Raw genomic sequence first — 22,938 nt, forward strand, 5'->3', positions numbered from 1 at the left:
TAGCTTTATAAGATACAATTCAATCCTTTTATATGATGAAAAAAACACTCAGGTTAATTCTCGGTGATCAATTAAATAGCAAACATTCATGGTTTCAGAACCAATCTCCAGAGGTTACTTATCTTTTGATGGAAATGAAGCAGGAGACTGATTATGTGAAGCACCATATTCAGAAGGTGGTTGGTTTTTTTCTTGCTATGCGAAATTTTTCAAAATCACTGACAGAGACTGGCCATCAGGTGATTTATTTGAATTTAGATGATGAAGAAAATCAGCAAAACCTCGAGACAAATATCAAGAAATTGATCCAAGATCAAGGTTTTGAAAAGTTCGAGTATCAATTGCCCGATGAATATCGTCTGGATATGCAGCTAAAAGAATTGTGTGAGCAAATAGCTATCCCTACAGAGGCTTTTGACAGCGAGCATTTTTTAACAGAAAGAAACTTCCTCAAAGATTTTTTTAAAGGGAAAAAGACATATTTGATGGAGAGTTTCTACCGAGAGATGCGTAGAAAATATGACATCCTGATGGATGGAAAAGAGCCAATCACCGGGAAATGGAATTATGATCATGACAATAGGAATAAATTGAAAGACCCTATTCTATTGGTTCCGCCAAAAGTCTTCAAAAAAGATGTATCAGAGATTCTTGACTTACTCCAAAAAATGGAAATCAAGACGATCGGAAGTTGTGATCCCAAGCACTTTGAATGGCCTGTGAGCAGGGAAGAAAGTTTGGAGCTGATCACTTATTTCTGCCAAAAGTTATTGTCAAGCTTTGGTGAATATCAAGATGCGATGTACTCAGGAGATAAATTTCTCTTTCACAGCCGATTGAGTTTTGCGATGAATACCAAAATGCTCTCTCCTCTAGAAGTGGTGCAGGAGGTAGAAAAATACTGGCTCGCACATCAAGAAACAGTTTCCATAGCGCAGGTAGAAGGCTTTATTAGGCAGATAATTGGCTGGAGAGAGTATATGCGTGGGGTTTATTGGGCAAAAATGCCGGAATTCAAGACGATGAATTTTTTCAACCATGACAGAAAGCTTCCCGATTATTTTTGGACTGGAGAGACCAAGATGAGTTGTGTCAAGCATGCTGTCGATCAATCATTGGAATCAGCTTATGCGCATCACATTCAAAGATTGATGGTCACGGGAAATTTTGCGCTTTTGGCGGGGATTTCTCCAGATGAACTCGATGAATGGTATCTAGGGATTTACATAGATGCTATCGAGTGGGTAGAAATTACCAACACAAGAGGCATGAGTCAATTTGCTGATGGTGGAATAGTAGGCACCAAACCTTACGTTTCTTCCGCTAATTATATCGACAAAATGAGTAATTATTGTAGCGGATGTTTTTATAAAAAAGCCCTGAAAGTGGGAGAAAAAGCTTGTCCTTTCAATAGTCTTTATTGGCATTTTTATGCAAGAAATGAATCCAAACTTGCCAAAAACCCTAGAATTGGGATGGCGTACAGGACGCTTGCCAAAATGAAAGATCAGGAAGCGATCTTGAAGCAAGGAGATTATTATCTAGAAAACATTGAGGATTTATAATCCTCAATGTTTTCTAGATATATCTGTTTTTTCGCCAGTCGCTAAACGAAATGGTATGTTTTAAAGCAATTGGTGCACGGATAACTAATCGACTAATAACCCTTGTGCGCCGTGGCGTTGATAACGATCATCCGAAAGATTATTTGTGATAAAATCACATACTTGTGTCATTGCGGCTAATCATTGCGTTTTATTATTTCAAGCACTTTTTCTTTTGGAAGCGCTTGAATTTTGCGTCCGTTTTTCCCTTCCATATCTTCAGCAGCAAAAAGTGAATTTATAATTGCCTCTTCTGTGGCTTCTATGGTTGCCAAAAAAAGAGCTGTCATGTCATCATTTCGGAGCTCTTTTTTCTCAGATAAGCTCATGGACTTTTCTTGATGTGGAATTAGATTTCCAATATAATTTGAAAAGGCTATCACATAATCTCCGGAGCCATTGGAGGCAATTCCGCCTGTTTTTGCTAAGCCCATCATCGCTCTTTGCGCCATTCTTTTGAGATTCCGCTCTCCTACGGGCGCATCAGTCGCGACGATAATCATACACGATCCATCTGCTGATTCAAGTTGATTTCGAAAAGTATATTGCTCGAGTTCTTTGCCTATTGGAGCGCCATTGATCTGCAAGACACCACCAAAGTTGGTTTGAACCAATACACCTACGGTGTATCCTCCGAGAGGTTTTGGAAGCAGTCGGGAGGAGGTTCCAATCCCACCCTTGAATCCAAAACAAACGGTTCCTGTGCCAGCGCCTACATTTCCTTCTTCTACAAGAATGGAATTGGCGTTGTTTATAGCTTGAAGAACATCTTCCTTGGTAATATGCATGCCTCTGATGTCATTCAAAAAACCATCATTCGTTTCGCCGACTATGGCATTGACAGATTGGACATTTTCATTGCCTGATTGATCAATGGTGTATTGAATCACACCTACGATACCTGCGGCAACACTCATCGTATTGGTGAGAATTATAGGAGATTCAATATTTCCCAATTCCTCGATTTGGGTTGTTCCTGCTAATTTCCCAAATCCATTTCCAACGAAAACTGCGGCAGGTACTTTTTGCTGAAACAAATTCCCTTGGTGCGGAAGAATTGCAGTGACGCCTGTTCTGATATCAGTCCCTTCGATTTTTGTCAAATGTCCAACACTCACACCTTTTACGTCAAGGATGGAGTTTTTTTGTCCTGGAGACATCACACCGATTTCTATTCCCAAATCCCGTGTTCGATTTTGAGCTAGTGTGGATTCAAATTGGATAAATAGAATGCTGAATACAGAAAGATACTGAAGTAATCTTTGCGTTAGAACCATTTCAAAAGAGCTTGGGAGATTTTTTTACCAATAAAATTATAAGGTGGATAAAGTGACTTTGACGGAATAAAACCAACACGCTGCTCGAGCACCGCTTTTTCATTGCTGAAAGCAAGAAACCCAAAATGCCCATGCGCTTTACCTATCCCGGAGTTATTGACACCTCCAAAAGGAAGTTCATTTTGCAGAAAGTGTACAACACAATCATTGACTACGGCACCTCCTGATGAGGTTTGTATCAAAATCGTGTTTGCTACTTCTTCAGAGTTTGAGAAGATATACAAGGCAAGCGGCTTGGGTTTGTTATTGATATATTGAATAGCCTCCGTGGTATTTGTATAAGTCATAATCGGAAGGATTGGGCCAAATATTTCCTCCTCCATTACATCCATTTTATCACTCACTTCAGTGAGCACAGTAGGCTCGAAATAGTTCTCAGCTTCTAGTATTTCCCCGCCAATTACAGCTTTGGCACCTTTGAGAGTAGCATCTTGAAGAAGATTTTTCATTCTCTTCAAATGGCGATCGTTGACAATCCGTGCATAATCTTTTGATTGGGATATCCCTTTGTTTTTGGGGTCATACATTTCCTTGATTTTAACTTGTATTGCTTCGATCAGCTCATTTTTGATGTTCTCTTGCACCAAGAGATAATCGGGCGCAATGCATGTTTGTCCACAATTCACATATTTACCCCAGACGATTTTAGAAGCTGCATCTTGTATATCTACATGAGAATCAATGATAGCAGGTGACTTTCCACCCAGCTCTAAAGTCACAGAGGTGAGGTTTTCAGCGGCAGCTTTCATCACAATTTTGCCCACGGCAGGACTTCCAGTGAAGAAAATATGATCAAAAGGCTTAGAAAGTAAATGTTGAGCAACTTCCACCTCTCCTTCAAATACAGCCACTAATTCTGGCTCAAAAACCTCTTCTATCATCCTTTTTATCAAAGCGGAGGTATGTGGAGTCATTTCTGAGGGTTTGATGATCGCCGTACATCCTGCGGCCAACGCGGACACAAGTGGACCAATTGCCAAATTGAAAGGATAATTCCATGGGGCAATAATGAGTGTGGTCCCTTTAGGTTCATATTGGATATGGGAATTGCTTCCTAACATAGGTAAAGGTGTAGAAACCTTCGTTGGTTTCATCCATGACTCAATGTTTTTGATGGCATGCTTGATCTCAGAAGTCACCACAAAAATCTCTGAGGCATCAATTTCCGGATAAGGTTTTTTGAAGTCAGCAAAGATCCCTTTTCGAATATCTTCCAAGTGAGATTTGATCCAATCTTGCAGTTTTTCTAGTTGCCTGATTCTTTCGGCAGCAGTGGAGGATCTCAACGAAATTGATTTAGATTTTTGGGAATTGAAGGTGTTGTCTATCGAGAGTGAATTGAATTTTTCAGTCATGTAATTTTGAATTTATAAGATATAAAAGGTAGTCATTTTTGAGATTTTTAAAAATTTAAAGCTGAATTTCGCTTGTTTTTTTATTTCATTCGAATCAAATTTTTGCTTTAATTTCCTTCCTTTTTTTGCTTCAAAAGTAGGAATTTTTTTTCGTAAAAAATTGGTCAAAACAGAAGTAAGTTTCAAAATAAATATAATGAAATGCTTTTTATATACATAAAAATGTATCACGTTTACAATTCGCAATGACCGTGCTCTATCGTAAAGGTCAACATATCCCACTACCATGAAAATCTCAATTGTACCATTTTTAATGCTCGCATTACTTATCAGTAGCTGTGCTAAGAGGAATCTTACCTATTTTAGTGATATAGAACCAAACTCAAACTTCTCCACTCCAATCAAAGAAGTTTCTCAAGTAAAAATCAAACCCTTCGATAGACTGAAAATAACAGTCAATAGCTCCAGTAGTGAGTCGAATTTACTTTTTAATCGGGGAAGAGTCGTAGAGAATATTGAGGCTGTAAATACCCTCGATAATCGACAAGAAAGCACAGATCAAAATGTGTATTTAGTAAATGAAGAAGGAATGATTGATTTCCCGATTTTGGGAGAAATCAAGCTGGGTGGACTGAGTCTCCAAGGAGCAAGAGAAGAATTGAAATTTTTACTCAAATCTCAAGTCAAGGAGCCAAGCGTCAACTTGATGATCACCAACTTTAAAGTAACAGTCATCGGTGAGGTCAACAAGCCATCGAGCTTCATCATTGGAACTGACAGAATAAATATTTTCGACGCATTAGGCCTTGCAGGTGATCTCACGCTTTACGGAAAGAGGGAAAATGTATTGGTCATGCGTGATGTGGATGGCGTTAGGAATGCTTTTAGAGTAGATCTTAATTCTACAAATGTACTGAGCTCCCCTTATTATTATTTGGAGCAAAATGATATCGTGTACGTAGAAACTGACAGTCAAAAGGAAAAGGATGCAAAAAATAACTCAACTTTAATCACAGTCCTTTCTGTAGCCTCTTCGGTAATAGTTGCAATAATATTCAATTACCAAAATTTATTCAACTAAGATGAAAGCTTCAGATGTATTGCTAGACGGCTTTGGAACGGATGGAAATGAACTCAATCCGCGGAAAACAATAAGAGGATATTTGAAATATAAATGGCTCTTTATAATTGGGGTTCTTTGTGCTTTAGTATTCGCAGGGATTTACCTGTTTTATGCTACTCCTCTCTATCAAATTTCGAGTAAAATTGTGATTAGAGATCGAGAAAAAGGAGTGGATTTTTCTGATAATCCCTTGATGCAAGAATTGGATAGTTACAGATCTTCCAAAATCATCGACAATGAAATGGAAGTGTTTAAATCTGTTCAGTTGATGGAAAGTGTGTTGGAAGACTTAGATATTATGACTTTGGTTTATTCTAAGGATAGGCTTGGGAGAAAAAAAGAATTTTATAAAACTAACAGTCCAATTCTAATCGATTGGTCGAATCGAGAATGGCAATATGAATTGGATGACGATGAATACAAAGTCTCTATTATCAATGACAATAGTTTTGAACTTGCTGTCGAAGGGACCAAAAAAATTCACCGATTTGGGGAAGTGATATCTGGTCATTTTGGAGAATTTACCATTGACTTAAGAGGAGATGTAGTGCTTGACTCCCTTGATAGCAAAAATTTCAGTATCTACTTCAGAAGTGCAGAAGGTTTGGCAAGAAATTACAGTTCTGCACTCAATGTGGAGCCTACCAACAAGCAGTCTAGTGTCTTGCAAATTTCCAGTTTAGATAATATTCCAGAAAGGGGAGTTGCAATCATAGATAATCTGATATTGAAGTACAATTCTCAAACAGAAAATGAAAAAAATCAATCTGCAACCACTGTTGTCTCTTTTTTGTCTGGGCAGCTCAATACACTAGCTACAGAGATTGATGTCATTGAAAGTGATATCGAAAGGCTGAAAAACCAGAATCAAATTAGCGATTTGGGAACAGAAGCAAGACTCTATCTGGAAGGATCCAATCAAAATAGAACTCAAATTTCTGCCTACAGAACTCAAATACAAGTAGTAGAGTCGATTCAAAACCTATTGAGAAGTACCACATCCGAAGATAGCAAAACAATTCCAAGCTCGCTGACGCTCACAGATGCAGCTTTAGTCAATGCGATTGAAAGCTACAATGAGCTTCAAAGAGAAAGAGACAGACTTTTAAGGGATGTGCAACCTAACAGTACACTGGTATTGACACTAAATGATAGGATTGCGAGTCAAAGATCCTTTATCATGGAGAATTTGAATAACCTTAAGTCTAGTTTGCAAATCGCTACCAGAAATCTTGAGGCAAACTCCTCAAGATTTGAAGGGAGGTCTTCTAGGATCCCTCAGATAGAGCGAGAGCTTGAAGAAATCACCCGATTGAGATTGAATAAACTCGAGCAATATCAAGATTTGAATAGAAAAAATGAAGAAGCACAGATGTCCTTGGCCGCTACTTCCAATTCTTTTTTGAGGATCGTAGATACTGCTAGAGCGTCCTATACGCCTGTCAAACCAAATATTATACTCGTTATCGCATTTGCGATCATTATGGGATTTGGAATTCCTTTCCTAATTGTATTTATCAAGAACTTTTTCAACAATAAGATTGAAAATAAATCAGAGGTTCAAAACCTTACTGGGCTTTCTGTAATTGCAGAAATTTCTAGAGATGAAAATGGTGAAAATCTTGTCTTTTCAGATAAAATCAAATCACCAGTTGCCGAACAATTCAGACTACTCAGGTCCAGCGTATTCTCATTGAATAAGGGTAAAGGTAATGGTGTCATCTTGGTAACTTCGAGTGTGTCAGGAGAGGGGAAAACCTTCTGTAGTTTGAACCTAGGAGCGAGCTTGAATCTCATTGATAAAAAAGTAATAGTACTGGAGTTTGATTTGAGAAAACCCTCTTTACTCAAAAGCTTGAAGATGCCCAAGGAAAAAGAAGGGATTATAGAATACCTCACCAACAAAAACCCTGATCTAGACAGCTTGATCAAAAAACATCCTAACCAAGAGAATTTCTATTACATGGGAGCGGGCAAATTAGCTTCAAACCCTTCCGAAATCATGAGCTTACCTAAGCTTGGGGAGATGATTCAAGAATTGAAGAGTCGATTTGATTATGTTATCATCGATTCATCTCCGGTGGGGATGGTTCCAGATGCACTGGCTATCACGAGCTATGCAGATATCACATTGTATGTGGTCAGGTCAAATTATACAACAACAGACCATCTAAGTATACTCTCAAATTACGGAATAAAAGAAAGATTGAATAACCCAATGCTTGTCTTAAATGGTATCAGTGTGGCCCATGGCTATGGCTATGGATACGATTATGCCCCAGCTTTAAACTGAAAAAAATAGAATGATCCAGAAAATTAGATCAGGTTTCCAAAAAGTATCAACCTATCTAAATGATGGACAGGAAAGAAGCGTAAAAGCAAAAAAGAATATCCTGGGGGCTTTATTCATCAGAGGGACGAGTATTTTGATTAGTTTGGCCATGGTTCCTTTGACTATTGACTATGTGAATCCTTCAAGATATGGGATTTGGCTTACCTTAAGCTCCATTGTGGGTTGGTTTGCTTTTTTTGATATCGGATTGACGCAAGGATTGAGAAACAAATTTGCAGAAGCGCTAGCTGAGGGGAACAAAGAACAAGCTAAGATATATGTCTCTACCACATATGCCTCCTTGGCTCTGATTTTCTTTTTGGTATGGCTTGTCTTTCTATTTACTAATAGTTTTCTAGACTGGAGTTCGATATTGAAGGTGGATTCAGCAATGGTAACTGAACTGTCCATCTTGGTTGTAATCGTATTTACTTACTTCTGTCTTCAATTTATTCTTAAGACAGTCACCTCTATCCTGACTGCAGATCAACAACCTGCCAAAGCAAGTTTCATTGAGCTTATTGGTCAATTTATTTCTTTGCTATCGATCATTTTCTTGGTCGTTTTTACAGAAGGATCCTTGATTAATTTGGGTTTGGCTCTTTGCATCAGTCCGATCATGGTTTTGTTGGTGGCCAACTATGTGCTCTTCAGTGGAAAATATAAAGAATTCAAGCCAAGCATTGCAGCGGTTGATTTTAAGCATGCAAAAAGCTTATTCCAACTAGGCGGAAAATTCTTCATTATTCAGATTGCAGCGATCATCCAATATGAATCTGCTAACATTATCATAGCACGGAATTTCTCTACTACTGATGTGACAGCTTTTAATATTGTGCATCGGTATTTTGGTGTGATCAACATGGCTTTTGCCATCTTCTTGACACCCTTTTGGTCTGCTTCTACGGAGGCGTTTTTGAGAAAAGATTTTCAGTGGATAAAGAGCAGCATCAATAAGTATAATAAGCTCAATGTCTTGTTGTTTTTCGTGGGTCTTGTGATGTTGTATTTCGCTCAGGATATCTATGACTTGTGGTTGGGAAAGGGGACGATTCAGATTGATTTTCAGCTTTCTTTATGGGGTTTTGTCTTCTTTACCTTATTCATCTTTGGGAGCAAATATGTATCCTTTTTGAATGGAATCAGTGCCTTGAGAATTCAATTTTGGTCAAGTGTATTTAGTCCCATCCTCTACATTTTTATTGCGATTACACTTATAGGTCAATTTGAAATGGGGGTTAGCGCCTTGTTTATAGCAGCGATTATTGCAAATGTGAACGGAGTCATCTTGGCACCACTGCAATATTATATGGTAGTGGAAAAAAAGAAAAAAGGATTTTGGTTAAAATAAACGACTTGAAAATGAATGTAATACATCTACAATATGGGTCCTCGGCATCAGGTAATTATACCATCACGCTGCATGATCTCATGACAGCAAATGGTATAAATTCCTCCGTACTTTCATTGTTCAGTAACTTCACTCCTAAGGATAAAGAGATCAGATGGCTAGGGAAATTTCCTAATTACAAAGCTGGGATAGATCATAAAGTTCAAAAATTTTTGAATCGAGATAATCGGAGTGAATTGGGAGACTTTAGCTACCCGATTTTGGGGACAGATATCTCGTCACACGAATCGGTTAATAAGGCTGATGTGATTTATGTGCATTGGGTTTTAAATGGTTTTTTGAACATCGAAAGTTTGATGAAACTGGCAAAACTAGGAAAACCTATGGTTTTTGTGTTGCACGATATGTGGACTTTTACAAGCGGCTGCCATTATAGTTTTGACTGTAGAAAATATACTAAAAACTGTGGGAACTGCCCGATTTTGAATAAAGATCTAGAGAAAGATAGATCGTTCTACTTGTTTCAAGAAAAGAGAAATTTATTTAATGATTTTAAGAACATTTATTTTATTTCCCCGAGCATTTGGATGAAGAATAATGCACTGGAAGCGACATTGCTTAAGGGTAAGCTGATTCAACAAATTTACAATCCTGTTTCAGAAAGTTTCTATCCCAAAGCTGAGATTCTGGGGAAATACATCTCAAAAAGTAATGACAAGAAAATCATAGGATTTGGAGCCAATTATATAAACAGTCCTTACAAGGGGTTTAAATATATGTTGGAGGCGATAAAAATTATAGCGAAAACAGGTCATATCAATGACTATGAAATATTAGTTTTTGGAGGGAACCTTTCTGAAGAAATTATTCAGGAAATAGCATTTAAAGTAAGTTATACAAGTTTTCTGACCTCAGAGGAAGATATCTGTGAAGCATATAATTCGATGGATGTATTTGTGATTCCATCTCTAGCAGACAATTTACCAACCACAGTACTAGAAAGTTTAAAGTGCGGTGTGCCAGTTGTGGGTTTTCAAACTGGTGGAATTCCAGAGATGATCAATCACCTCGAAAATGGGTTTTTGGCAGAAAAATTCAACTCCCAAGAATTAGCTGATGGTATTGTTTATTGTCTTGAGAATGATGTGAAGGGTTATTTAACCGAAAAATTTGATTCTTCAAGCATTTTCGAAGCACATAAATCTTTTTTGAACCAAATAATTGAATTGGTATGATGCCTTCAATCCTTTCTGAAAAAAGAAAAACTAGGTTTTTGCAACAACTGACGTTGTCTGAGACAAGATTGGTCAATCTGTTTTTTCTAGGTTTTATCCTCTACTGTCTAGGCTTTTCATTGGCTTCATCAGGTGTAATGAATTATATTCTTTGTAGTTCGATTCAAATCGTAGGAGTACTTCTTTTTCTACCATCAGCTATCTTATTGGCAGACCTTCGCATTGAGAATATCTATTTAAGGAGTATTTATTATCTATATATTCTCTTTTTGGTTTACGTGATTTCGAGGGGCATGACTTTTCAATACTACACACTTCGTGATCTTTTGATTGATGGATGGTTTGGCCTATTCATTTATTTGTCGCCAATAGTTTGTCTTTTTCCGATGAAGCTAGGTCTATTCAAAAAGATGATCGACTCTGTCAAGATATTCTCGATATTGTTGGTGATCTTTTTTGTGATATTCTCTCCATTTCTTATTGTCAGAGGAGGAAATGAAGCCATTGTGATGACTGAAGTTTTCTCGAGGACTTTGGGGCTTGTATCGGGGTTTGTTCTGATTACTTTTCCTTACCATTCTTGGAAATCAAACATCCTTTCCTTGACAGTTATACTTGGCATTTTGTTGATGGCAACTTATCAAGGAAGAAGAGGATTGATGCTCTATTGTGCTTTGATTTTGCTTATTGCTGGATTTGTCTACTTGGCGAGAGGTGAAAATCGCATGCTTATGATTGTGATTTTTTTAATGCTACTCTCCACAGCGCTTCTTGTAGGGGCTGAAGTACTAAATAAGTCCAGTCTCTTTTCTACTGTGATGGATCGTGGAATGGAAGACACGAGATCTAAGGTCTCAGATTGCTTTTACGAAGACATGAGTACCAGAGATTGGTTGATCGGAAAGGGTCTTTTGGGACAATATTTCTGTCCAGGTGTAGATTGGGATGAGAATGCACTTTACCGAAAAGTGATTGAAACAGGGTTTCTCCAAATCATTCTTAAAGGAGGGGTTGTGAGTTTGGGTTTGCTCTTACTGATCATGATTCCTGCTTCGATTTTGGGCATTTTCTTCTCAAAAAATTTAATAACGAAAGCTTTTGGCCTTTGGATTTTCATAGGCTTGGTAAATATGTATCCATCCTCAGTGGACACGTTTACCTTGAATTATCTGATGATGTGGATTGGTGTAGGAATTTGCTATTCAAAAGAAATCAGAAACCTCAATGACGCTACAATCATGCAATATCTAAAAAAGCTTTAAATGGACAAATCTGTAAAAATACTGATTTTGAATCAGCCGTTTGATAATCAAACTGGTGGTGGAATTACACTTTCAAATTTATTTGAAGGAATTAATCCTGATCAGATTGCCATTGTTTGTGCTGCTCAGCTTGTCAATACCCATACTAATTTCGAAAAGAGCAATCATTATTATCAGCTTGGCTCTTTGGAGCAGCATTGGAGATTTCCATTTAGCCAAATGAGTTCAAAAAACTTCTCTGGAAGCATTGGCAAAAATCAAGAAGAGTCCAAAACCCTAGGATCAACTTTGAAAAAAAAATCTTTGAAGGGTAAAATCGTCAATGAGATGGTTTTTCCAATGGTCAAGTATCTTGGTGTCTATCAAGCTTCCTATTCCTTGGAACCTTCTGAACAACTTTTGGCATGGATCGAAAATTTTAATCCGACGGTCATTTATGCTCAGGCGCACAATATACAGCAAGTTAGATTTTGTCAGCAGATTTTAGATGCGATAGACATTCCATTCATCTTTCACATGATGGATGATTGGGTTTCATTGGCTAGTCAGTCGAAATTTTCCAAATTGATTTGGAAAAAAACAACAGAGGATGAATTTGAAAAACTACTTCTAAGTAGTGACAAAGTCTTAACGATTAGTGATTATATGGCTGAAGAATATCAGTCTAGATATGGAATAAATTCGGAGGTCTTTCATAATCCTGTTGATGAAGAGTTCTGGACAAGACATCAAAAAGCTGATTTAACTCTTAGCACTCACCCTACCATCCTTTATGCTGGGAGAGTAGGGCTAGGGATTGATTCTTCCTTGATATTGATGGCTAAAGCTGTTGCTAAGTTGAATCAAAAACTTACTATCAAAGTAAATTTTGTGGTTCAGACAGAAAATCAGCCAGATTGGATTCAAAAATATGAAAATGTCTCTTATCGTGAATTGGCTCCTTATGGTGATTTACCCTATATTTTTGCCAATGCAGATTTGCTGTTTCTTCCCTACGATTTTTCGGAAGAATCAATAGAATTCATCAAGTTCTCTATGCCTACGAAGGCATCTGAATATATGATTTGCGGTACGCCAATATTAATCTTAGCACCAAATGATACTGCCATTGTCAAAAACGCTTTGAAGTTGGGCTGGGCGTCAGTTTTAACTGAAAATAGTCTTGAAAAACTCACAGAATCATTGAGTTCACTTCTTTTTGATCCTACCTCAAGGTTACGAGTTTCTGAATCGGGAAGAAATGTGGCTACAAATTATCACACAAAAACTATGGTTCAGAAAAGGTTCTTCAAAATTTTGAATGATTGCTCAACCAAGAAAGACCATGGATAGGCTGTTCTTTTATCCGAAAGTAGATTTCACCCAGGTAGAATCTCCGAATCCATACATCGTCAACATGGAAGGGGCATTATCCGCCCATTTCAAAATTGTGAACAAGAAGGAAAATAGAGGTGGAGTTTTGGAGTTTTTTGAAAATCTCTTCAGGACTGATATCTATTTCTTCAATTGGGTTGAGAATCTCCCAATTTATCGTTTTGGAAAACTTCAAGTTATGTTTTTCATCTTGTTTACCTGGCTTGCAAAGCTGATGAATAAGAAGATGATTTGGGTTCTTCATAATAAATACTCCCATTCGACGGACAAAAATTTCTGGACAGATTGGATGTATAAAGTATTGATTAAATCATCTGATTTGATCATCACGCATTCAAGTGAAGGAATCGACTTTGTTGCAAATGTCTCTAAAGGAATGGAGGGAAAAGTCCATTATCTTCCTCATCCTGCACGTCCGAGAATTGCGTCTGTCAAGAGTTCAATCAAAGAATATGATCTGCTCATTTGGGGTGCTTTGCATCCTTATAAAGGTGTCGCGGACTTTCTTGAATTTATCAATAAAAACTTGGTTCAGGAGGATAAAATAACTGTCCTGATTATCGGTAAATGCTTTGACCAAGACTACTTAATCAGACTGAATAAGAGTCTGAATGAAAAAATCACACACATCAATGAATTTCGAACGCTAGAAGAAATTTCTTCCTTTGCTCAGAAGTCGAAATATGTATTTTTTCCGTACAACTCCCCCTCACTTTTGAGTTCAGGCACATTGATGGATTCTATGCGAATGGACGCAAGGATACTCGGGCCAAATATAGGATCGTTCAAAGACCTTTCTTATATGGGTGTGATAGAAAATTATAGTGAATTTGAAGATATCCAACAGATAATAACAGCTTATCAGGATTTGAGAAAGAGTGAAATAGCACAATTAAGAGTGTTTTTTAGAGAGAATTCTTGGAAAAATTTTGCTACAAACTTGAATGTAATCTACAGGGGATTGAGAAATAATTGATTTTTAATTTAAAAATTTAGTGCTATGTGCGGTATAAATGGATTTATTGTTTTAGAGGATGATTTACCTGATGAAAAGAAATTGGATCTCAGGGTAGATCTTAGGGAAATGAATGCCCTGATAGCTCATAGAGGGCCTGACTCAGACGGCTTTTTTATCAAAGACCATGTTGGGCTTGGGTTTAGGAGATTAAGTATTATCGATCTTTCTATTGAAGCAGATCAGCCTATGGTCAATAATGACTTAGGTTTGGCTATTATTTTTAATGGAGAAATTTATAATTATTTAGAGATAAAGGAAGCACTCTTACAAAAAGGGTATAGTTTCAAAACAGAATCAGATACAGAAGTAATTCTCAATGCCTACAAGGCTTATGGTGCTGAATGCGTCAAACACTTTAATGGAATGTGGGCTTTCGTCATTTATGATTTTCATTCCAAAAAGATATTTTGTTCAAGGGACCGATTTGGTGTAAAGCCTTTCTATTACTGTATCCAAGATGATGTTTTATTTTTTTCAAGTGAACTCAAGGCTCTTCATGCTGTCTGCAATCTGAAAAATGCAAATCATGCAAAAGTGTATGAATACTTGGCTTATGGATATCGAGTAAATGATGGAGAAACCTTTTTTGAAAATTGTTTTGAATTGCTTCCCGGGAATAACCTGATTGTGCTTAATGGAAAAATAGACATTCAGAGATACTGGGAACTAAGAGAGAATCAATATCAGCATAACCCAAATATCACCTTAGAGCAAGAATATTCAGCACTGTTTGAAGATGCTGTAAAAATCCGTTTTAGGAGTGATGTTCCGGTGGGTATTCTTCTTAGTGGAGGACTTGATTCAACAGCGATCACAAAGGTGACAGATCGCTTGATTGGTTCAGGCGCTTTAGATCAAAAAGTAACTCAAGCCTATATCGCCTCATTTCCAAATTTTGAAGATGACGAAACGACGATTGCCAAAGAATTTATCAAAACCTGTGACCATATTCAATTGAAAGAGATGATGATTGAGAAAAAAGAATTGGTAGTAGATTTTGAAAAAAAGCTGGCTGAACTTGATCATCCGCTGGGTTCATTTGCCTCTTTGGCACATAATAATATCATGAATATGTGTAAAAAGGAGGGGGTCAAAGTTGTCTTAAACGGTCAAGGGAGCGATGAAGCTTATGCAGGGTACATTCAATATATCTCTGGTATATTCTTAATATCCGTTTTGATGAACAGTCCCAAAGCTTTTCTGAAAGAATATCGCGCCTTGAGAGATGTCAATGGCTATTCGAGAGGATTTCTCTTTTCGCAGATGTTTAAAGCGCTTATCAATCAGTCCAGGGCTTCATTTTTAAGAGCAAAATATCAGGAGAAATCCATAGAAGTATTAGATAGAGGTTTTGTAAAAATCAATAAAAAGCATTTTAAGAATTCATATAGCTTCTCTTTGAAAGAAGACAGCTTCAATAAATACTTACTTCATCAGATCAATCATCAAGGAATCAACACCATTCTGCATTATGAAGATATTTCTTCAATGAATAAATCCATTGAAATTAGGTCCCCATTTATGGATTATCGGTTGATGGAATTCGCTTTCTCAATTCCCTCAGCATATAAGTTTTCGGAAGGTGTCACCAAGGTAATCCAGAGAAATACGATCGGCAAGGATTTGCCAAAATCGATCACTGAGAATCGCAAAAAGATTGGATTTAAAACTCCTTTTTTAGATTACTTAAAAAGTGATGAAGGGTTTAGAAAAATGATTTTTGAGATTTTGGATAGAGAGAGTTTTACGAGGAGGAAAATATGGCATGCCGCTGAAATAAGACAGCGCTTCGAGGATGTAGGGAAAAACAAGGAATTCCCCTACTGGAGGATTATTAATCTAGAAATCTGGGCAAGCGCCTATGGAATTCAAAATCTATAAATCAGGTAAACATGAAAAAGGTAACAATTATATACAGAACAATTCCGCAATATAGAGTTGAGTTCTATAATCAACTTCGGGTGTTTCTACTCGATCATGGAATTCAACTTCAATTGATTTATGGAAATAATGGGTTTAGTGGTAGAAATGATTCTGTTGAACTCGACTGGGCAATTTTTGTAAAAAACAGAACTTTTAATCTTGGGAGTTTTGTGCTGATTTGGCAACCCTGTCTCAATCTGATTAAAGATTCTGACTTGGTGATTGTAGAGCAAGCTAATATGTTGCTGATCAACTACCTTTTGATTTTAAGAAGAAAGTTCTTTAAGAAGAAATTTGCCTTTTGGGGACATGGATTGAATCTACAAGCGCCTAAGGACAATTTATTCAACCAATTCAAAATGACTTATATCAACCAATCTTCTTGGTGGTTTCCATATACAGAAGGGGTAAAGCATTTTTTGATTGAAAAAGGAGTGAGTTCAGATAAAATCACGGTTGTGCAAAATGCGATAGATACAAAAACATTGAGAACTCAATATCTCTCATTTTCTAATGAGGAAATAGAGCAGTGTAAAATTGAACTTGGAATCAAAGCAGATGAAAAAGTTCTGATTTATTGTGGAGCCTTGTCCAAGGAGAAGAATCTTACATTTTTACTAGAATCAGCGACAAGACTGAAAAAGTTAACATGCATTGGATTTAAGTTGATCATTTTGGGCAATGGACCCGAGCGAAAAGCAGTGGAGAATTTTGCTCAAAACTCCAATCATATCATTTATATCGGACCAAAATATGGTCTTGAGAAAGCAAAGTATTTTAGGTTAGCAGACATTTTTGTTTTGCCTGGGGCGATGGGATTAGCTGTTTTGGATGCATTTGCCTACGAAACACCCATAGTTACCATAGAATATCCATTTCATGGTCCCGAAATAGAATATGTAAGGAATAATGAAAATGGAATCATTGCAAAAAATGACATGAATGACTTCAATGCTAAAGTGATTGAATTGATGAATGATCAAATATTGTGTGATTCATTCATAGCTCTTGGTCTTGAAGACTTGAAAACGCTCAATACTGAAACGATGGTGAGCAATTTTGGAAATGGGATAATTAATTGTCTCGAAGCTTGATCTTAAAACCCCAGTAACATGAAAAAGATATTATTAATTAACTCTTACTCTTTTGATAAAATTTATCAAGATTGGGTAGATGGAAAAAGTCCAGGACATTTTTTATTTGGAAAAATAGATCTTGAGAAGTTGGAGGGCTTTCAAGTGGACATTCTTCCATTTGAGAAATATCCAATTTTAAATAGAATTGGAAAATTTATAGGGATTAACTTTCTAGATCAACAATTGAGAGTGTTTTTTCTAAGGAAAAAGTACGATATCATTTACGCACCTTTTCCTTTGAGTAATACAAGACTTTTGAGTGTGCTCAAATTTTTGGGTTTGTTGAAAAAGCCAATTGTTGCCTTAGGGCATCAAAACCTATACACGCCGCCAGTAAATGGGCACAAGCATGGGTTTAAAAAAAGTCTTCTTCTTCAATACGACAAAATTGGTTTTCTGAGTAATGAATTACTCAAAAAGACCAGCATTGACTTGGGTGTGGAAGATGACATTGTAAATAGTCAATTCACACACTTAAATTGGGGCGCAGAAAGTAATTTTTATACAGGACGAGATGAATTTGTTCGATCTGAAGATTCCAACTTTGCCATATGTGCGGGAGCTACAGATAGAGATTTTGATTTGGTAATCGAGGCTTTTAGAGAAATTGATTTTCCATTAGAAATATATTGTACACCTCAAACTAGGCCCAAAGTGAAGAGTCTACCAGCTCATATTACGATTAACTCCGATTTTATTCCGTACGTGGATCTTTTAGAAAGATACAGACAAGCTAGATTGATTTTAATTCCCATCAAAAAAGAAACAGCAAATTCCGGAAGAACATTGGGTTTAACTGTTCTCCTTGATGCCATGGCAATTGGGAAGCCTGTTGTTATGACAGAGAATATGTACGTAGATATAAATCCAACTGAGGAAGGGTTCGGAATTACAATTCAAAGTCATCAGGTAGAAGTTTGGAGGTCAGAAATATTGGGTCTAATCCATGATCACAACCAACTAAATGAAATGAGTAGGAAGGCAAAAGTTTTATTTGTTGAAAAATATAACTCAAAATTGTTTGGCGATGAGCTAGCCATATTATTTAATTCACTTTAATGGTTGATGTAATTTTTTTTGAAGGGAAGTTTAAATTTTGGTTAGTGATATTAACCTATTAGATTTTTAATCAGATTTTAATTTTTTAGGATCTTTCTCTCTTACGGGTAAATTCACAGAGTGAATTATTTCTAAAATTGAATAGAGAATGTATGGAAAATTATGTTTTCAACAGATCTTAGTCATTATTTTTTTGATTGAATTTTGCCTTTTTTCATATTTTATTCTCTTACATGTTATTGGCATAATTTACTTCTGCGAATTAGTTAATTCACCCTGAAAAGGCGTATGGGCAGATGGCTTTTTCCTAAATTTATTGAATAATTTTTTTTTACGTATTTCAGGCTTTTTAAAATTCTATTTTGACGCATAAAAATCATTTCAAAACAAATAAAATGCATTTTAAATACAAAAAATTGCTTTTTAATAAATTTTTATCCCTATCTTCATTAAAGATTATTTAAACTTAAAAGATATGTCACATAATGCCAAAATTAAAGTTGGTTTAGTCGGAACTGGCTGGATCATAAGAGGTTTAGTTAAACTTCTTCAGAAGAATACCGACATGACTGTTTCAGGTATTTTAACCCGAAGAGAGGGAGTTATTGAAGGGTTAGAGATTGCCAAGGATTTCGTGTTTCAAACTCCCGAAAAGCTCTTTTTGCGCTCTGATGTTATTGTAGTGAGTACGGGTGATCCTATCTATAGTACAGCTGTTATTATGGAAGCATTCAAATACAATTTACCTGTGGTCACCATGGACGCGGATACAATGGTAACGACAGGTACTTTTCTAGCCAAACATGGATTAATTACGGAGGCCAATGGTGATCAACCAGGTTGCTTAGCTACGCTGCGAAACGAAATCCTAGAGATGGGCTTTACACCTTTAGTCTATGGAAACATTAAAGGATTTTTAAATAAAAAGCCAATGTTTGATGACATGAGTTATTGGGCATTGAAACAAGGTTTTTCTCTAAGTTCTGTGACTTCCTTTACGGATGGTACAAAAGTTCAGATCGAGCAGGCTTTGGTAGCGAATGCATTTGGTGCAGGAATAGCCCAACAAGGATTAGTAGGAATTCAGACAGAGGATTTTGAACATTCAGGGTTTCAATTGGCAGAAATAGCCGAAGAAACTGGAATACCTATCAGTGATTATATTTTATCAAAAACAGCTCCTCCAGGTATTTTTATTGTTTCGACACACCGAGAAGAAATGAGAAATGAATTGAGGACTTACAAAATGGGAGATGGTCCGTATTATCACCATTACAAACCCACGCACCTCTGTTTTTTTGAAATTGCAGGTACGGTTAAGAAACTAATGCAACGGCAAGAAGTACTCATTGACAATGGTAAAAATCCAACGATCAGTGTTGCCGCTGTAGCCAAAAGAAGTTTGGAAAAAGGAGATTTCATTTTGAATGGAATTGGGAGTTTTGACACAAGGGGTGAGGCTGTAAGAATAGCTGACGAACTGGATCATGTACCGATAGGGCTTTTAAAAAATGTGATTCTGAAAGAGAATGTAGAAGAAGGGCAAATTATCTGCTTTTCAGACATTGATATCCCGCCATCAATAGCGCTTTCAGCATGGTTTGATACGCTAAAAGAACAGAGGGAAAATATGAAGATTAATCTATCAGTCGGAGAATTTAATAATCAGCCATGAAAATAATTAATGTAATCCTTTCAGGAGGGGTTGGAAGTAGGTTGTGGCCATTGTCAAGAAAGTCAAAGCCAAAACAATATCTACCTCTCTTTGATGGAAAATCTCTTTTTGAGCTTGCTGTAGAAAGAAATATGTCTGTATGTGATAAGATCTGTGTGGTCGGAGGCATTGATAATTATTTGCTTTCGAGGAATATTTTGAAAAAGCTGAAAGTCAAGCCATATTCTGAAATAGTTGAGGCTTGTCCTAGAAATACAGCGGCTGCGATAGCTTTTGCGGCTCTTGAAGCGAATCCTGAGGATATTCTGCTCGTAACTCCTTCAGATCACTTGATCAAAAATGACAAACGTTATTACAAATCATTAGAATCAGCGATTGACTTAGCAAATCAAGACCATATTGTCACTTTTGGCTTTAAGCCTATGAGCGCTGAAACTGGATTTGGTTACATAGAATACTTGGATAACGATGTGATTTCATTTCGCGAAAAACCCACGCAAGAATTAGCAGAGTCCTTTTTAGAATCAGGTAATTTTCTTTGGAATAGCGGCTGTTTTTGTTTCAAAGCTGGCGTCTACTTAGATGAACTTAAGAAGAATGAACCAGAGGTTTATACGTCAAGCAAAAGAGCCTTTTTCAAGAGTAACGGCATATTTCTAAACGAGATCCTCTCAATGGAAATCCCGTCGATCAGTGTCGACTATGCTGTTATGGAAAAAACTGAAAGAATTAAAGTCGTCCCTTCATTTTTTGAATGGTCTGATATGGGAAGTTTCTTAGCTATTTATGATTTTATTCCTTCTACTGATGCTAGAAAATCCTCTACCAATCTTTCGCTGAATACCGACAAATTAGTAGAATTTGTGGGGGTAGAAAATCTCATTTTGGTAGAAACCAAAGATGCGATTTTAGTACTTAATAAAAATAATGCTCAAGATGTAAAGAAAGTTTATGAAAGACTTGAAATCGAAAACCCCACATACTTAAGATAAAACTATGATTTCCAAAGATTCGAAAATCTTTATTGCCGGACATAGAGGTATGGTTGGTTCAGCTATATGGAATTTACTTTCTGAAAATGGTTACTCAAATCTTATAGGAAGAAAGAGTCAGGACATTGATTTAAGAAATCAGTTGGAGGTAGAGTATTTTTTTGCCAGCGAAAGACCCAATGTGGTCATCAATGCGGCTGCAAAAGTAGGAGGAATAATGGCTAACAAAACATTTGCCTATCAATTTCTGATGGACAATATGAGAATTCAAAATAACCTGATTGAGTATTCTTTGGATTATGCTTGCGAGAAGTTCATTTTCTTGGGAAGCTCTTGTATTTACCCAAAACTATCCCCTCAGCCCATCAAAGAATCCTATTTGCTAAGTTCAGAATTAGAGCCCACAAATGAAGGCTATGCATTGGCAAAAATCTCAGGCGTCAAAGCTTGTGAGTATATCAGAAATCAGTTTGGAAGAGATTTTAGTAGTCTTATGCCCACAAACCTGTACGGTCCAAGAGATAATTTTGATTTAGATACTTCTCATGTTTTACCAGCCATGATTACAAAATTTCATGAAGCCAAGATGGATAATCATTCAAAAGTCGTGCTCTGGGGAAGTGGCAGACCCAAAAGAGAATTTCTTCATGTAGAAGATCTCGCTAAAGCCGTGATGTTTGCTTTGGAAAATAAACTACCTGAAAATCTATATAACATAGGAACAGGCGAAGATATCTCTATAGTAGAATTAGCAAATATGATTCAGGAAGTAGTAGGTCACGTGGGAGAAATCGAGTGGGATTCCTCTAAACCTGATGGAACTCCAAGGAAATTATTGGATGTATCCAAGATGGCTGAAGTGGGCTGGCAAGCTCAAATCAAATTAAAAGATGGAATAAAATCAACTTACGACTGGTATTTGGAAAACGCATATTCTCTCAAAAAAGTGAAAATCATATAGTCATCAGTGCAAACTAAAAAGACATGAAAACAACCAACAAACAAAAAATAGCTTTGATCACTGGGATTACTGGACAAGATGGAGCTTACTTATCAGAACTTCTGCTTTCGAAAGGGTATATGGTTCACGGTATCAAGAGGAGAACATCATTGTTCAATACAAGTAGGATTGATCACTTATATCAAGATCCACATTCTGAAAATTGTAATTTCAAATTGCATTTCGGAGACATGACTGATTCAATGAATTTGACAAAAATCATCATGGAAACACAACCTGATGAAATATATAATCTGGCAGCCATGAGTCATGTGAAAGTGAGTTTTGATATTCCAGAATACACGGCAAATGCGGATGGAATTGGCACATTGAGATTGCTAGAAGCCGTAAGATTGCTTGGGATGGAGAAAAAAACAAAAATCTATCAAGCATCTACCTCAGAACTTTATGGCTTAGTTCAAGCAGTTCCACAGTCAGAAACTACCGCGTTTTATCCAAGATCTCCTTATGCTGTTGCCAAAATGTATGCATATTGGATTACGGTAAACTATCGAGAAGCTTATGGAATGTTTGCCTGCAATGGAATTCTATTCAATCATGAATCCCCACTAAGAGGAGAGACTTTTGTGACCAGAAAAATTACTAGAGCAGTATCTAAAATTGTATTGGGTTTGCAATCCGTTCTTTATATGGGAAATCTTAACGCAAGAAGAGATTGGGGACATGCCAAAGACTATGTGGAGGCCATGTATTTGATTTTGCAACAAGACAAACCCTCAGATTTTGTAATTGCCACGGGTATCACTACTAAAGTAAGAGATTTTATTACCTTGGCTTTTGCTGAAACAGGATTCCATTTGAGATTTGAAGGAGAAGGAGTTGAAGAAGTTGGTGTTTTGGATTCTATAGATTACGAAATTGCTGAAGCAGTTTTGGGTGCACTCCAATTTAAAGTTGAAGTAGGAGATGTTTTGGTGAAAATTGATGAAGCATATTTTAGACCTACGGAAGTCGATTTATTGATTGGAGATCCTAGCAAATCCAATAATGAATTGGGCTGGTATCCAAAATATAACCTAGAAAGTCTGATCAAAGAAATGGTTCATTCAGACATAACACTTTTCAAAAGAGATATTGAGCTATTGAATTCTGGTTTCTCAGTTCTTTTGCAGGAAGAGTAGAAGTATCCCCCAATTTGAAA

General features: G+C 36.7%; 17 protein-coding genes. 15 read left to right on the forward strand and 2 right to left on the reverse strand.

Translation table 11 applies throughout. From position 1 onward, the window contains the following. Positions 1-35: 35 nt before the first annotated feature. On the forward strand, positions 36-1,565 hold the full coding sequence (locus IEV57_RS17865; RefSeq protein ID WP_188444426.1) for a cryptochrome/photolyase family protein: 1,530 nt from the start codon (positions 36-38) through the stop codon (positions 1,563-1,565). A gap of 176 nt (positions 1,566-1,741) precedes the next feature. On the opposite strand, the gene IEV57_RS17870 is transcribed toward IEV57_RS17865, so the two are convergent. Continuing rightward, complete coding sequence (locus tag IEV57_RS17870) at positions 1,742-2,881, reverse strand: P1 family peptidase (protein WP_188444404.1); 1,140 nt, start codon at positions 2,879-2,881, stop codon at positions 1,742-1,744. Beyond that, positions 2,872-4,296: an aldehyde dehydrogenase family protein gene (locus tag IEV57_RS17875; protein WP_188444405.1), complete on the reverse strand. Its 1,425-nt coding sequence runs from the start codon at positions 4,294-4,296 to the stop codon at positions 2,872-2,874. Before IEV57_RS17875 ends, IEV57_RS17870 begins: the two co-directional genes overlap by 10 nt. A gap of 286 nt (positions 4,297-4,582) precedes the next feature. Between IEV57_RS17875 and IEV57_RS17880 the strand changes: the two genes are divergently transcribed. The 14 genes from IEV57_RS17880 to gmd all read left to right on the forward strand — a co-directional run bounded on the left by IEV57_RS17880 (position 4,583) and on the right by gmd (position 22,918). Further along, positions 4,583-5,377, forward strand: coding sequence for a polysaccharide biosynthesis/export family protein (locus tag IEV57_RS17880; RefSeq protein ID WP_188444406.1), 795 nt, complete (start codon positions 4,583-4,585; stop codon positions 5,375-5,377). Between the two features lies 1 nt (position 5,378). Further along, positions 5,379-7,712, forward strand: coding sequence for a GumC family protein (locus IEV57_RS17885; protein WP_188444407.1), 2,334 nt, complete (start codon positions 5,379-5,381; stop codon positions 7,710-7,712). Between the two features lie 10 nt (positions 7,713-7,722). Then, on the forward strand, positions 7,723-9,102 hold the full coding sequence (locus IEV57_RS17890) for an MATE family efflux transporter (RefSeq protein WP_188444408.1): 1,380 nt from the start codon (positions 7,723-7,725) through the stop codon (positions 9,100-9,102). An 11-nt stretch (positions 9,103-9,113) separates the two neighbouring features. Then, the gene (locus IEV57_RS17895; protein ID WP_188444409.1) at positions 9,114-10,337 is read left to right on the forward strand and encodes a glycosyltransferase; all 1,224 of its coding nucleotides are present in this window, start codon (positions 9,114-9,116) and stop codon (positions 10,335-10,337) included. Continuing rightward, positions 10,334-11,599 (forward strand): hypothetical protein, encoded by a 1,266-nt coding sequence (locus IEV57_RS17900; protein WP_188444410.1) that lies wholly within the window; start codon positions 10,334-10,336, stop codon positions 11,597-11,599. Before IEV57_RS17895 ends, IEV57_RS17900 begins: the two co-directional genes overlap by 4 nt. Beyond that, entirely contained in the window at positions 11,600-12,931 is a 1,332-nt protein-coding gene (locus tag IEV57_RS17905; protein ID WP_188444411.1) for a glycosyltransferase, read from the forward strand. Continuing rightward, on the forward strand, positions 12,900-13,949 hold the full coding sequence (locus tag IEV57_RS17910; RefSeq protein WP_188444412.1) for a glycosyltransferase family protein: 1,050 nt from the start codon (positions 12,900-12,902) through the stop codon (positions 13,947-13,949). Before IEV57_RS17905 ends, IEV57_RS17910 begins: the two co-directional genes overlap by 32 nt. Positions 13,950-13,973: 24 nt before the next feature. Then, entirely contained in the window at positions 13,974-15,872 is a 1,899-nt protein-coding gene (asnB, locus tag IEV57_RS17915; protein WP_188444413.1) for an asparagine synthase (glutamine-hydrolyzing), read from the forward strand. A gap of 11 nt (positions 15,873-15,883) precedes the next feature. Then, positions 15,884-17,008, forward strand: coding sequence for a glycosyltransferase (locus IEV57_RS17920; RefSeq protein WP_188444414.1), 1,125 nt, complete (start codon positions 15,884-15,886; stop codon positions 17,006-17,008). 18 nt (positions 17,009-17,026) lie between these two features. Further along, positions 17,027-18,109, forward strand: a complete 1,083-nt coding sequence (locus IEV57_RS17925; RefSeq protein ID WP_188444415.1) for a glycosyltransferase — start codon at positions 17,027-17,029, stop codon at positions 18,107-18,109. Between the two features lie 475 nt (positions 18,110-18,584). Next, a complete protein-coding gene (locus IEV57_RS17930; protein ID WP_188444416.1) occupies positions 18,585-19,784 on the forward strand; it encodes an NAD(P)-dependent oxidoreductase in 1,200 nt (399 codons plus the stop codon). Further along, on the forward strand, positions 19,781-20,776 hold the full coding sequence (locus IEV57_RS17935) for a mannose-1-phosphate guanylyltransferase (RefSeq protein WP_188444417.1): 996 nt from the start codon (positions 19,781-19,783) through the stop codon (positions 20,774-20,776). The genes IEV57_RS17930 and IEV57_RS17935 overlap by 4 nt, the downstream gene beginning before the upstream one ends. A gap of 4 nt (positions 20,777-20,780) precedes the next feature. Then, complete coding sequence (locus IEV57_RS17940; RefSeq protein WP_262916500.1) at positions 20,781-21,737, forward strand: GDP-L-fucose synthase family protein; 957 nt, start codon at positions 20,781-20,783, stop codon at positions 21,735-21,737. A 23-nt stretch (positions 21,738-21,760) separates the two neighbouring features. Then, positions 21,761-22,918 carry a GDP-mannose 4,6-dehydratase gene (gene gmd / locus IEV57_RS17945; protein WP_188444418.1) on the forward strand — a complete coding sequence of 386 codons (1,158 nt, stop codon included), beginning with the start codon at positions 21,761-21,763 and terminating at the stop codon, positions 22,916-22,918. The last annotated feature ends 20 nt before the right edge of the window (positions 22,919-22,938 follow it).

It is taken from the genome of Belliella aquatica (assembly GCF_014637795.1).
GTDB classification, from domain to species: Bacteria; Bacteroidota; Bacteroidia; order Cytophagales; family Cyclobacteriaceae; genus Belliella; species Belliella aquatica.